The sequence below is a fragment of the Amycolatopsis panacis genome, from assembly GCF_003600245.1.
GTDB lineage: Bacteria > Actinomycetota > Actinomycetes > Mycobacteriales > Pseudonocardiaceae > Amycolatopsis > Amycolatopsis sulphurea.
In genome coordinates this window covers 1-12,276 of the sequence record NZ_QZFV01000007.1, presented here as the reverse complement: position 1 = coordinate 12,276, position 12,276 = coordinate 1, and the positions used below count along the sequence as shown (strand labels likewise).

The window sequence follows — 12,276 nt, the reverse complement described above, 5'->3', positions numbered from 1 at the left end:
GCCCCCCCCCCCCCGAAAGCCTATCGACCCCGTCCGTGGCCGCGGCGGAGCCCGCCTGTGACCCGCCGGGAGATCAACCGGATTTCGGCAGTTCGAGGACCCCGGCCTCGCATTCGGCCGCTTCCTCGGCCGCCCGCGCGGCGTCGCAGCGCGGCTGCAGCGCGGCCAGGATCGCCTCGGAGATCTCGCCCAGCTGCCGTACCTGCTCCGGGGTGAGCGGGTCGAACAGGGTCTCCCGCACCGCCGCCACGTGCCCCGGCGCGGCCGCCTCGAGCGCGGCCAGCCCGGCGTCGGTGAGCACAGCCCAGGCGCCGCGCTTGTCGGTCGGGCAGGACTCCCGGGTGACCCAGCTCTTGGCCTCCAGCCGGGCCACCGCGTGCGAGAGACGGCTGCGCGAGGAGCCGCGCACCGCAGCCAGCTCGCTCATCCGCAGCCGGCGGCCCGGGGCCTCCGACAGCGCGACCAGAACCTCGTAGTACGTGTGCGGCATGCCCGAATCACGCTGCAGCTGCCCTTCGAGGTGCGCCTGCAGGATCGCCGAGGCGCCCGCGTAGGCGCGCCACACCCGCTGTTCGTGATCGGTGAGCCAGCGAGGTCCGGACATACCGTGATGATACGCGAGCCGGCCCGTCACTCCCCGGTGCCGGGCGGCACCTCCCAGGCGTCCGCGAGCAGCCGCCGCGTCTCCCCCAGCAGCTGCGGAAGCACCTTCGTGTGGCCGATCACCGGCATGAAGTTCGCGTCCCCGCCCCAGCGCGGCACCAGGTGCTGATGCAGGTGCGCGGCGATGCCCGCGCCGGCGATCACGCCCTGGTTCATGCCGATGTTGAACCCGTGCGCGGCCGACACCGCGCGCACCACGAGCATCGCGTGCTGGGTCAGCTCGGCCAGCTCCCGGGTCTCCGCCGGGGTCAGCTCCGGGTAGTCCGCCACGTGCCGGTAGGGCACCACCATCAAATGACCGGGGTTGTACGGGTACAGATTCAGCACCGCATACACCGTCTCGCCGCGCGCCAGGATCAGCGCCTGCTCGTCGTCGAGCGAGGGCAGCCGGCAGAACGGGCAGCCGGGCGGCTCGTCGCCCTCCGGCTTGTCCTGGCCCTTGATGTAGGCCATCCGGTGCGGGGTCCACAGCCGCTGCAACGCGTCCGGGACCCCCACCCCGTCCTGCCCGGCGAACTCGGGACCGCCCTGCTCGGCCTTCACCGCAGGATCTTCTCCACGGCTTCGGCGTTCGGCGACGAGTTCTCCCGCCGTGCGACCCACTCGGCGATGGCCTCGACCGCCGCGGCCACGGAGACGCCGTTGATCTGGCCGCCGTCGCGGAACCGGAAGGACACCGCGCCCGCGTCCGCGTCCTTGCCGCCGGCCAGCAGCAGGAACGGCACCTTCTGCGTGGTGTGGGTGCGGATCTTCTTCTGCATCCGGTCGTCGCTCGCGTCCACCTCGGCGCGGATCCCCTTGGCGCGCAACGCCTTCTCCACCTCGCGCAGGTACTGGACCTGGTCGGCGGTGATCGGGATGCCGACCACCTGCACCGGCGCGAGCCACGCCGGGAACGCGCCCGCGTAGTGCTCGGTCAGCACGCCGAAGAACCGCTCGATCGACCCGAACAGCGCGCGGTGGATCACCACCGGCTGCCGCCGGGACCCGTCCGCCGCGGTGTAGGCCAGCTCGAACCGCTTGGGGTGGTTGAAGTCCAGCTGGATGGTCGACATCTGCCAGGACCGGCCGATGGCGTCCTTCGCCTGCACGGAGATCTTCGGCCCGTAGTAGGCCGCGCCGCCCGGGTCCGGGACCAGTTCCAGACCGGAGTCCACGGCCGCCTGCCGCAGCGTCTCGGTGGCCTCGGCCCATTCCTCGTCCGAGCCGATGAACTTGTCCGAGTCCCCGCGGGTGGACAGCTCCAGGTAGAAGTCCGAGAGCCCGTAGTCGGCCAGCAGGTCCAGGACGAACTTCAGCAGGGAACGCAGCTCACCCGGCATCTGCTCCGGGGTGCAGTAGATGTGCGAGTCGTCCATGGTCAGCCCGCGCACCCGGGTCAGCCCGTGCACCACGCCCGACTTCTCGTAGCGATAGACCGTGCCGAATTCGAACAACCGCAGCGGGAGTTCCCGGTAGGACCGTCCGCGCGAGCGGAAGATCAGGTGGTGCATCGGGCAGTTCATCGCCTTGAGGTAGTAGTTCTCCTCGTCGAACTGCACCGGCGGGAACATCGTGTCCGCGTAGTAGGGCAGGTGTCCCGAGGTGAGGAACAGCTGCTCCTTGCTGATGTGCGGGGTGTTCACGAACTCGTAGCCCGCGTCCTCGTGCCGGGCGCGCGAGTAGTTCTCCAGCTCGCGGCGGATGACGCCGCCCTTGGGGTGGAACACCGGCAGGCCGGAGCCGATCTCCTCGGGGAAGGAGAACAGGTCCAGCTCGGCGCCGAGGCGGCGGTGGTCGCGGCGCTCGGCCTCGGCCACCCGCTCCAGGTACTCCTCCTGCGCCTCGGCCGATTCCCACGCGGTGCCGTAGATCCGCTGCAGCTGGGGGTTCTTCTCGCTGCCCCGCCAGTACGCCGCGGCCACCCGGGTCAGCTTGAACGCCGGGATGAACTTCGTGGTGGGCACGTGCGGGCCACGGCACAGGTCGCTCCACACGCGCTCCTTGGTGCGCGGGTCGAGGTTGTCGTAGATGGTCAGCTCGCCGCCGCCGACCTCCATGATCTCGGAGGTGTCCACATCGGACTTCAGGTCGACGAGTTCGAGCTTGAACGGCTCGTCGGCGAGTTCTTTCCGCGCCTCGTCGGCAGAGGCGAAGACGCGGCGGGAGAACTGCTGCGCGCCCTTGACGATCTGCTTCATGCGCTTCTCCAGCGCCTGCAGGTCCTCGGGGGTGAACGGCTTGTCCACGGCGAAGTCGTAGTAGAAGCCGTCGCGCACCGGCGGGCCGATGCCGAGCTTGGCGTCCGGGAACTGCTGCTGCACCGCCTGGGCCAGCACGTGCGCCGCCGAGTGCCGGATCACGCTGCGGCCGTCCTCGGTGTTCGCAGCGACCGCCTCGACCGCGGCTTCGGCCTCCGGGGTCCACGCGAGATCGCGCAGCTGCCCCTCGGCGTCGCGCACGACGACGATCGTCTCCGGGCCCTTGGTGGGCAGCCCGGCCTCGCGCACCGCGGCGCCCGCCGTAGTGCCCGCCGGCACCACCACGCGCGGGGCGGATACGGCGGCGGCTGACGGCGGATGGGACACGATCGTGCTCCTCTACGGCAAAGTGACGGGATGGCTCCCGGTGATGCTAGCCGCGGCCGGATGGTGCACGAACGGTGGCTGCCGCCTCGCGCGGCGCGGCGCGGCGCGCTCGTCGCGGCGCGGCACGCGGCGCGACTTCGCGAGCGGGCACGGGGAAGGCTGTGAAGGGACCCTTCACAGCCCCAGAGTCCAGGGCCCCGGCAAAGTTGGTCGGGGGCCCGGCAGTGGGCGATGCGGAGGTGTGTGTGCGACCACCTCGTGGCGTGCGCCGGACCGGTTTCGGGTCCGTGAAGGGACCCTTCACGGACTCTGAGTCTGTGAAGGGTCCCTTCACGGACCTCCACACCGACTTTGCCGACACCCTGGACGCTGAGGCTGTGAAGGGACCCCTCACAGCCTTCATTCGGTGCCCTGGTGCAGCTGGGCGACGGCCCGGCCCGCGGCCGCCTCGCCGCCGGTGAGGAACGCGACCAGCGCGGTCAGCTGCCTGCGGTCGAACTTCGCCAGCTGCGCGCCGAGCTGGTGGGCGAGCGGGGCGTAGAGGTCGGTCAGCTCGGCCATCCGGTCCGGCCGGGCCCGCACGCGCAGCCGCCGCCGATCGGCGGGATCGGGCACCCGTTCCACGAGCCGGGCCCGCTCCATCCGGTCGAGCAGCCGGGTGAACGCGCCGGTGGTCAGCCCGAGCAGCCGCGCGAGTTCGGTGGGCGAGTCGGTGACACCGCTGTGCACCAGTTGCAGGCAGTGCAATTCGGCCGGGGTGACCCCGAGCCGATCCGCGACGGTGGTGTGGAACCGGACGGTCGCGCTGATGAACCGCGGCAGGGCCAGCGTGGCGGCGGTGGCGAGTTCTCGCTGGTCGGGCACGGGATGGTCCCTCGGTGGCGAAGTGGCTGACGGACTCAGTCGCTGCCTGGTGCAGTGACTGAGCGTGAGCATAGCTGACCGGGACGGGCGACGGGCGGGTGGGCGCCCGTCGCCGGGCCTCGCCGTGCATCCGGGGTGCGTCGCCCGTCCCGGGGTCGCTCAGGGGCGGGTTCCGGCGATCTCCGGCCCGGAAAGTCGTTACGGTGGGAGCGTGCCGTCTCTCTTCGCCACTTCCGATCTGCACGTGACCCACGAGGGCAACGGCCCGCTCGTCGACCGGGTGGTGCCCGACGGACCGGACGACTGGCTGCTGGTCGCCGGGGATGTGGCAGAACGCGCTTCAGTCGTCAAAGAAACCCTCGCGACGCTCCGGGACCGCTTCGCGAAGGTGGTCTGGGTCCCGGGCAACCACGAGCTGTGGACCACGCCGAAGGACGAATGCCAGCTCCGGGGCCAGGCCCGCTACGAGTTCCTGGTCGAGCAATGCCGTGCCGTCGGCGTGCTCACCCCGGAGGACGAGTTCCCGGTGTGGCCGCACGGCTCGCAGCCGCTCACCATCGCGCCGCTGTTCGTGTTCTACGACTACAGCTGGCGGACCCCGGCGGCCGCGGGCGAGAGCCGCGAAGTGGCGCTGGCGCAGGCGCGGGAGGCCGGTGTGGTGTGCACCGACGAGTATTTCCTGCACCCCGACCCGTACCCGTCCCGGCAGGCCTGGTGCGAAGCCCGGCTGAAGGTCAGCCGCGACCGCCTCGACGCGATCCCGGCGGATCACCGCACCATCCTGATGTCGCACTGGCCCCTGCACCGGCATCCGACCGAGCCGCTGTACTACCCGGAGTTCGCGCTCTGGTGCGGTACCACCGAGACCGAGGACTGGCACCTGCGGTACCGCGCCGAGCTGGCCGTGTACGGGCACCTGCACATCCCGCGCACCACCTCGGCCGACGGCGTGCGCTTCGAGGAGGTCTCGCTCGGCTACCCACGGGAGTGGAGCCGCCGGGCGCGCGGCGCGGTGCCGGTGCGGAAGCTGCTCACCGCGTAAGCGGGTTTCCCGCCGCGCGGCCGGTCGTGCTCAGCGACGGAGGGCTGCGCATGGTCGCCTGTTCCCCGGCTCGGCGAGTCCCTCCGACCGCCGCGGCGTGGAATGCCGTAACCGCACCCGAGGCAGATCTGGGTGCTGGCGGTTCCGAGCCAGCCTGGCCACCGCGTATTCACCCGTACCGCCGAAACACCGCCGCGGTGCCCGGCCGTGCTCAGCGCAGGCCGAAGCCGCCGCTGTCCGGACCCGGACCAGGGCGCCGCCGGCGCAGGTAGCGCTCGAACTCCGCCGCGATCTTGTCCCCGGAGACCTCCTCCATGGTGAAGTCGGTCTCCGCGTCGCCGCGCTCCTCCAGGCCGCGCACGTACTCGCTGATCTCCTCGTCCTCGTCGGCCATCTCGCTGACGGTCTGCTGCCACTCCTCGGCCTGCTCGGGCAGCGAGCCGAGCGGGATCTCCACGTCGAGCACGTCCTCCAGCTTGTGCAGCAGCGCCAGCGTGGCCTTCGGCGAGGGCGGGTGCGAGACGTAGTGCGGCACGGCCGCCCAGATCGACACCGCCGGCACCCCGGCCTGCACGCAGTAGTCCTGCAGCACGCCGACGATGCCGGTCGGCCCCTGGTAGTTGTTCAGCTCCAGGTGGAACCGGCTCGCGGTGTCCTTGTCGTAGGCGGTCCCGGTGACCGGGACCGGTCGGGTGTGCGCGGTGTCCGCGAGCAGCGCGCCGAGCGCGACGACCAGCTCCACATCCAGCTGCACCACGTGCTCCACCAGTTCGGCGCAGAACGCGCGCCAGCGCATGTTCGGCTCCGGGCCCTGCACCAGCACCAGATCGCGGTCCAGCCCTTCCGGCCGGCACACCGACAGCCGTGTGGTGGGCCAGTCCACCCTTCGGCTCACCCCGTCCACCAGCCGGACCGACGGACGGCTCACCTGGAAGTCGTAGTAGTCGTCCGGCTCCACCTCGGCCAGCGGTGTGGCGTCCCAGGTGAGCTGGAGGTGCTCGAGCGCACGGCTGGCGGCGTCGCCGGCGTCGTTCCAGCCTTCGAAAGCCAGAATCATGATCGGACGGTTCGATTCCGGGTGGTCGTGGTCCGGGGTACCGGGCCGCGGGGTCTGCTCGACTGGGTCACTCACCGGACCAGCCTACGACCTTCGGCCCGTCCGCTGCGCAGCGTGCCCGGCCGGGCGCGTCCCGCACGCGGGGGTGGGCTCCGGTGTGGCGCCGCTCACCCAGGCCTTCGTGGAATCCTGGGTCCGGAGAGCCGTCCCCGGGATGAAGGAGAAACCGTGACTGCACCGTCCTCGCCGGACGGACTCGCCGCCGTGTTCTGGGACATGGACGGCACCCTCGTCGATTCCGAGAAGCTCTGGGATGTCGCGCTGTACGAATGCGCGGAGATGCTCGGCGGCACGCTGTCCGAACGGACCCGGCTGACACTGGTCGGCTCGAACATGGACGCCACGTCCGCGGTGCTGCTGGAGGTGGCCGGGCGGCCGGTCACCGCGGAGGCGGTCGCGGAGACGGGGGAGTGGATCCGCCGCCGGACGGCCCGGCTGTTCGACGGGGCGCTGCCGTGGCGGCCGGGTGCTCGTGAGGCGCTCGGCGCGGTGCGCGCGGCGGGCCTGCCCTCGGCGCTGGTCACCTCGACCGAGCGGGTGCTGACCGAGCTGGCGCTCAACTCCATCGGCCGCGAGTTCTTCGACGTGACGGTCTGCGGCGACGAGGTCGGCGGGGAGAACAAGCCGCTGCCCCGCCCCTACCTGCAGGCCGCCGAGCTGCTCGGGGTGGCGCCGGAACGCAGTGTCGCGGTGGAGGATTCGCCGCCGGGCGCGGAGTCGGCCGAACGGGCCGGCTGCGCGGTGCTGGTCGTGCCCAACGACGTCGAGGTCCCCGGCGGCCCGCGGCGGGTGTTCCGCACCTCGCTGGTGGGTGTGGACGGGCCGGCGCTGGCCGCGTTGCTGGCGCAGGTGTGAGCCCGGCCGCTTCCGGTCACCCGGGGCGGGGCGGGTGCGGGCGGGGTGGAAGGATCGCTTTCCGTGAAGACCTTCGATGAGCTGTTCGCCGAGCTTGCCGAGCGCGCGCGTACCCGTCCCGACGGGTCCGGCACCGTCGTCGCCCTCGACGACGGGGTGCACGCCCAGGGCAAGAAGGTGCTCGAAGAGGCGGGCGAGGTGTGGATCGCCGCCGAGCACGAGTCCGACGAGCGGCTCGCCGAGGAGATCTCGCAACTGCTGTACCGGGTCCAGGTGCTCATGCTCGGCCGGGGGATCTCGACCGAGGACGTGTACCGCTACCTCTGACGCGCATCCGTACCGGAGATCGAGGAGAGCGAAATGCTGCGTGTTGCCGTGCCGAACAAGGGAGCCCTCGCCGTCGCCGCGGCGGAGATGCTCGCCGAGGCGGGCTACCGCAAGCGACATGACGGCAAGGACCTGAACGTCCTCGACCCGGTCAACGACGTCGAGTTCTTCTTCCTGCGCCCCAAGGACATCGCGATCTACGTCGGCTCCGGGGAGCTGGACCTCGGGATCACCGGCCGTGATCTGGCGCTGGACTCGGGTGCCCCGGTGGAGGAGGTGCTGGCGCTGGGGTTCGGCGGGTCCACCTTCCGCTACGCGGCACCGGCGGGCCGGGACTGGAAGCCGGCCGATCTGCACGGCAAGCGCCTCGCCACCTCGTATCCGCGGCTGGTCCGCGAGGACCTGGCCCGCCAGGGCGTCGAGGCCGAGGTGATCCGGCTGGACGGGGCGGTGGAGATCTCCATCCAGCTCGGCGTCGCGGACGCGATCGCGGACGTGGTGGAGTCGGGGCGTTCGCTGCGCCAGCACAACCTGGTCGCCTTCGGGGACCCGATCTGCGTGTCCGAGGCGGTCCTGCTCCAGCGTGCGGGCGGCGAACCGGCGAAGGCGAAGGCCCAGCTGGCCGCGCGGCTGCGCGGGGTGGTGTTCGCGCAGCAGTACCTGATGCTGGACTACGACTGCCCGCGCGACCTGCTGGAGCGCGCGATCGCGATCACGCCGGGGCTGGAATCGCCGACGGTCGCGCCGCTGGCCGACGAGAAGTGGGTCGCGGTGCGGGCGATGGTGTCCCGCAAGAACGTCAACCGGATCATGGACGAACTCGCCGAATGCGGCGCCAAAGCGGTCCTGGCCTCGGACATCCGCTCCTGCCGGCTGTGAAGTCGATCCACTGTGGATGGTGAGCCCGGGTGGTTCACCATCCACAGTGGACAGTGCGGTCGCCGGTGTGATCCGGACTTTCCCGGTGCGACACTGCACCGATGCGGAGATCGAGGCAGACCACACTGACGCGCACGCCGCCGGCGTGGCCGGGTTCGCGTTCACCGAACTGTGGGGGTTCCGGCTGCTGCCGCGGTTGAAGAACATCGGCGCGATCAAGCTCTCCAGCCCGGAGCCGAGCACCACGACGTCCTTGCAGGATCACCGAGTGCGCAACGGGACCTGGTGGGCAGCCTGGAGCCGATCGGTGTCAAAGGCGTTTACCGCGCCCGCGCCTTGCCCGCCGGGAGTATCGTCCCAGCCTCGGATCCGCTGGGCCGCGGCCCGGATTGCGGGGTGGCCAGGCGCATGGGCAATCTGGAAATGCGATTCCTTCGGAACCTGCTCGTCGCCGCCCCAGGACACAGCCTTGCCGAGTTCGGCGAGAATGTCCCGGATGACGGTCTGTTCCCGGGGGTAGAAGCCGCCGCGCGCGCCGAGGGGATAGCAGACGGAGCGAATGGTGATCGCGGTTCCGGACAGGTAGTTCGATTCGAACGGCTGCGTGACCGGCCGGCCGGGTGTGAAACCGACGACGTCGCCGTCGCGCAGAGTGTCGATCTCGTAGTGGAAACGGCGGGCGACGTGCAACAGAATCGTCGCCGCGTCTCCGTCCGCCAGGCGGACTGCCTGGTTGCTGCCCTCGATGCGGAATGTGGTTGCCTTGGTCAGAATCGGCCAGCCGTTGCCGGAGGTTGAACCGGTCCAGGCATTCGCACCCGTAGGCGCAGCGGCCCCGGCGGTGGCGGTGAATCCGGTGAGGGAGAGGGTGCCGACGGTCACCGCGGTCGAGCCGAGAAACAGTCGGCGGCTGAGGGGCCGGGCAGGCCGGGGAATAGTCATCGGGAATTCCTTATCAAGCGGACGGTGGCCGCGGCGGCTCCGATGAGGCACGCCACCGTGACGACGGCGAAGATCACGAGCGCCGGATTGATCCAGCCGGGTACCAGGTCGTAGTCGGCGTTGCACAGGTCGTGCCTCGGGAAAAGCTGGCCGGTGTCCTGCCGGTGTTGACTTAGATAGGCCCGGTCGAACGGTTGCTGGGCGGCCTCGCACGCCTCCTGGATGTCAAGTTTGGCCCCCATCAAGCTGACAAAAAACGTAAACCCGAGCGCCAGCAGGGGGAGCAAAGTCAATCCGAGCCAACCTCGTACGCGGAGTCCGCGAAACATCAGCGGACCGCCCGCTGTTGGGCTTGGCGCAGGTAGGCGTCGTGGTTGGCCTTGTACTGCCGAGCCATCCGTGACTCCATGCCAGTGCGCGCCAGTAGGGTATCGGCGAACCCTTGCTCGAACCTCTGAAGGTCGTCATAGGACAGGTCACTCGGGGCCGCGTGCGGCCCGATGAGAAACCTGCGCGCCACCACGAGCTTGGCGTCATCCGCGGCCGCAAGTATGTTGTGGGCCAGGAAATTGCAGTCCTCGGCGTTGGTGAACCGCTGCTGGTAGTAGTTGGTGAACCGGTGTAGCCCACCGCCGCCGTTGTACTGGTCGCGGACCGCAGTGACGATGTCCGTGCCCCCCGCCACCCGGCGGGCGATCAGGTAGCCGTCGGCGTCTTCGATCAGGTCGGAGAAACCGAAACTGGTGGCGACGCCGGGTTTGGCCAGCTTCTCATCGCAGAAGGTGTGCCCGTTAGGGTAGCGGTCCACGGCGTCGCGCCAGTCGCCATAGAAGGTGAGCAGATCACCGCCCCAGCCCGCGATGTCGCCCGCGTTCACGCTTTTGGGGTTGCTCGGCTGCGGGGAGACGAGGTGACCGTTTGCCGTGGCCATCATGTGCTCGGCACCGATGGTGTATCCGGTGACCGGGTCCACGAACTCTTTCATCACCGTGAAACCCTGCGCATTGGCGTACCCGGTGAATTCGTCGTCGACGCCACCGATCAGCCCCTTCCATCTGAGGTCGTTGTACTGATCGCTCCGGATGTACTCCATGACGAGCTGGCTTGGGTTGCCCTTGCCGTAGGAGCGGGCGCAGTCGTAGAGCCGCTGCACGTAGCCGAGGAACGTGTCCGCGGGGCCGGTTGAGTCGTTCACACTGCTCTGACCAGGGTCGCCGCCGTCGTTGCGGGCCACGTCGCGGTCCAGGTCGAACTTGTCCGAGCCGTTCGTGACGGTGAATTCCTTGATCTGGTTGTACGACCAGTTCGCGGGTAGCGGGAAACCGAGGTTTCCGGAGAAGCCCCAGGACATTCCGGAGACGAACGAGTGCCGCGCGTAGGTCTTGTTCGTGACGTTGATGCACACGTTGCGCGAGCCGTACACCCCGTGCACGTACTTCTTGCCGTTGTTGGCCAGCCCAGCCTGCACGCCCTGGAAGTAAGGCACGATGGCCGAGTCGATCTGCTCCTGGGTAGCATCGTAGTCCACCGCGAAGTAGATCACCGTGCCGCGATTGAAGCCGTAACCGACGGCCAGCCGGTGCGCGTTGAGGGCGTGCTGATAGCCGTGGGAGTAGGTGAAGTCGGAGAGCTGACGGGCGTTGTCCTGGTAGATCGGGAACACCCGCAGGCCGGCATCGAAGATCGTCTTCAGCTCGCCCGGCTTGATCTCCTTGTCCAAGGTTGAGCCCGGCGGGTCGTACAGGTAGCGGCCCACCACTCGGTATCCGTTGGACTTGAGCCACTGGGCCCGGGAGGCGGTGATCTCGAACCGGGTGTCGCAGCCCTGGGCGGGCCGGTCGGCGTCACCCGTCGAAACCAGCAGTTGTGCCCAGGTCGGGTAGTCGCCCTGCCCGTTCGCGGTGAGTTGGGAGAAGCTCTGGAAAGCACGGACGTATTCGCCCAGCGCGCCGTCGAAGGTCGCTTTCCGCGTGGTGCGTACGTTTCCGAGCGGTACCGGTTCGTTGAACACACAGGCCGCCGAGAACAGTTCCACGAAAATACCGGTACTGCCCGGACCGACCGAGTGGCTCTTCAGCCCGGACTGGGTGCCGGGACCGAAGTTGCCGTTGGGCTGGCTGATGCCGAGTTCGTACTGCAGTCCGATCACCAGCGACTTCTGTACGTCCCGAGAGTAGTTCCCGTCGCAGGGGCCGAGGGTGTAGGCGTCGCGCTGCCAGTATCGCCCGTTGAGCCACTGCTGGATGCCGCGGACCTTGTCCGTTCCGCTGCCAACAGTCACGTAGGCGTCCATGTTGAGCACGCATCGGAAGATCTGTGGCGTAACCTGTCCGCCCGCGGTGCCGGTACCGCCATCGGGCAGGCCCATGTCGACCCGCATCTTCTTGACGGCCCCGGTGGTCACCGCGCTGTATTCGCCGTAATCGTTGGCTCCGTTGTAGCCCTTGCAGAACAGGCCGTGCTGAATGATGCGCACGATGTTGCTGTTGCGGTTCCAGCCGAAACCGACGGCGCCCAGTTCTTTGACCTTGGCCATCGTACCCGGGCCGAAGCTCGCGACCACGGGGGAGATGCCCAGTTCATGTTGCAGGCCCATGGTCAGCGAATACATCGTGGACCAGCCGGTGCGCCCGTCCTCCGGGCACCGCTGGTAACCGGCCACCGCGCCGTAAGTGGCGTTCACCCACTGCTGAGCTTCCAGCACTCTTTGGTCCATCGTGCGTGATCCTTCCCCCCGCTTGGTGACAAACGCCTGTCGCCGCAACGAATACAGCCGACACGGAAGAGTACCGAATGTGGATCACGCCACCGCGAGTGGAATATCACTTCAATGGTGGCCACGCCGCGCCGAAGCAACCCTGATTCCACCAAATGGTCCAGCCGCACTCGCGTCCCAGGGTTCCGGCAAAGTCGGTGTAGAGGTCCGTGAAGGGACCCTTCACGGACTCTGAGTCTGTGAAGGGACCCTTCACAGACCCGAAACCGGTCCGGCGCACGCCACGAGGTGGTCGCACACACCT

At 69.2% G+C, this 12,276-nt stretch carries 12 protein-coding genes and 1 pseudogene; 5 read left to right on the top strand and 8 right to left on the bottom strand.

Going from position 1 to position 12,276, the window contains the following annotated elements:
- Window positions 1–73 precede the first annotated feature (73 nt).
- The 4 genes from D5S19_RS00415 to D5S19_RS00400 form a co-directional block, all read right to left on the bottom strand.
- The gene (locus D5S19_RS00415; protein WP_120021334.1) at window positions 74–604 is read right to left on the bottom strand and encodes a MarR family winged helix-turn-helix transcriptional regulator; all 531 of its coding nucleotides are present in this window, start codon (window positions 602–604) and stop codon (window positions 74–76) included.
- A 26-nt stretch (window positions 605–630) separates the two neighbouring features.
- Entirely contained in the window at window positions 631–1,206 is a 576-nt protein-coding gene (locus D5S19_RS00410; RefSeq protein WP_120021331.1) for an HIT family protein, read from the bottom strand.
- Window positions 1,203–3,230 carry a threonine--tRNA ligase gene (gene thrS, locus D5S19_RS00405; RefSeq protein ID WP_120021330.1) on the bottom strand — a complete coding sequence of 676 codons (2,028 nt, stop codon included), beginning with the start codon at window positions 3,228–3,230 and terminating at the stop codon, window positions 1,203–1,205. Before thrS ends, D5S19_RS00410 begins: the two co-directional genes overlap by 4 nt.
- A gap of 399 nt (window positions 3,231–3,629) precedes the next feature.
- Entirely contained in the window at window positions 3,630–4,094 is a 465-nt protein-coding gene (locus tag D5S19_RS00400; RefSeq protein WP_120021329.1) for a MarR family winged helix-turn-helix transcriptional regulator, read from the bottom strand.
- A 211-nt stretch (window positions 4,095–4,305) separates the two neighbouring features.
- Between D5S19_RS00400 and D5S19_RS00395 the strand changes: the two genes are divergently transcribed.
- Complete coding sequence (locus D5S19_RS00395) at window positions 4,306–5,136, top strand: metallophosphoesterase family protein (RefSeq protein ID WP_120021328.1); 831 nt, start codon at window positions 4,306–4,308, stop codon at window positions 5,134–5,136.
- A 211-nt stretch (window positions 5,137–5,347) separates the two neighbouring features.
- Here the strand turns inward: D5S19_RS00395 and D5S19_RS00390 are convergent, their stop codons facing one another.
- Window positions 5,348–6,268 carry a PAC2 family protein gene (locus D5S19_RS00390; RefSeq protein ID WP_120021327.1) on the bottom strand — a complete coding sequence of 307 codons (921 nt, stop codon included), beginning with the start codon at window positions 6,266–6,268 and terminating at the stop codon, window positions 5,348–5,350.
- Window positions 6,269–6,421: 153 nt separating this feature from the next.
- On the opposite strand from D5S19_RS00390, the gene D5S19_RS00385 reads away from it, so the two are divergent.
- The 4 genes and pseudogenes from D5S19_RS00385 to D5S19_RS32670 form a co-directional block, all read left to right on the top strand.
- Window positions 6,422–7,108 carry an HAD family hydrolase gene (locus tag D5S19_RS00385; RefSeq protein WP_267901042.1) on the top strand — a complete coding sequence of 229 codons (687 nt, stop codon included), beginning with the start codon at window positions 6,422–6,424 and terminating at the stop codon, window positions 7,106–7,108.
- A gap of 63 nt (window positions 7,109–7,171) precedes the next feature.
- Window positions 7,172–7,435, top strand: a complete 264-nt coding sequence (locus D5S19_RS00380) for a phosphoribosyl-ATP diphosphatase (RefSeq protein ID WP_098510347.1) — start codon at window positions 7,172–7,174, stop codon at window positions 7,433–7,435.
- A 33-nt stretch (window positions 7,436–7,468) separates the two neighbouring features.
- A complete protein-coding gene (gene hisG / locus D5S19_RS00375; RefSeq protein WP_098510004.1) occupies window positions 7,469–8,314 on the top strand; it encodes an ATP phosphoribosyltransferase in 846 nt (281 codons plus the stop codon).
- 16 nt (window positions 8,315–8,330) lie between these two features.
- Window positions 8,331–8,564 (top strand): annotated as a pseudogene (locus D5S19_RS32670) (Tn3 family transposase); the annotation flags it as partial.
- 11 nt (window positions 8,565–8,575) lie between these two features.
- On the opposite strand, the gene D5S19_RS32665 reads toward D5S19_RS32670, so the two are convergent.
- The 3 genes from D5S19_RS32665 to D5S19_RS00355 are packed head-to-tail and all read right to left on the bottom strand — an operon-like array spanning window position 8,576 to window position 11,972.
- Window positions 8,576–9,196 carry a hypothetical protein gene (locus D5S19_RS32665; protein ID WP_120021332.1) on the bottom strand — a complete coding sequence of 207 codons (621 nt, stop codon included), beginning with the start codon at window positions 9,194–9,196 and terminating at the stop codon, window positions 8,576–8,578.
- 56 nt (window positions 9,197–9,252) lie between these two features.
- Window positions 9,253–9,549 (bottom strand): hypothetical protein, encoded by a 297-nt coding sequence (locus tag D5S19_RS00360; RefSeq protein ID WP_120021326.1) that lies wholly within the window; start codon window positions 9,547–9,549, stop codon window positions 9,253–9,255.
- A gap of 35 nt (window positions 9,550–9,584) precedes the next feature.
- Complete coding sequence (locus D5S19_RS00355) at window positions 9,585–11,972, bottom strand: glycoside hydrolase domain-containing protein (RefSeq protein WP_120021325.1); 2,388 nt, start codon at window positions 11,970–11,972, stop codon at window positions 9,585–9,587.
- Between the last annotated feature and the right edge of the window lie 304 nt (window positions 11,973–12,276).

What these genes read in the sequence shown, in the direction of transcription:
- D5S19_RS00415 (WP_120021334.1), bottom strand. Translation starts at nt 604, where the DNA reads ATGTCCGGACCTCGCTGGCTCACCGATCACGAACAGCGGGTGTGGCGC.
- hisG (WP_098510004.1), top strand. Translation starts at nt 7,469, where the DNA reads ATGCTGCGTGTTGCCGTGCCGAACAAGGGAGCCCTCGCCGTCGCCGCG.
- D5S19_RS00355 (WP_120021325.1), bottom strand. Translation starts at nt 11,972, where the DNA reads ATGGACCAAAGAGTGCTGGAAGCTCAGCAGTGGGTGAACGCCACTTAC.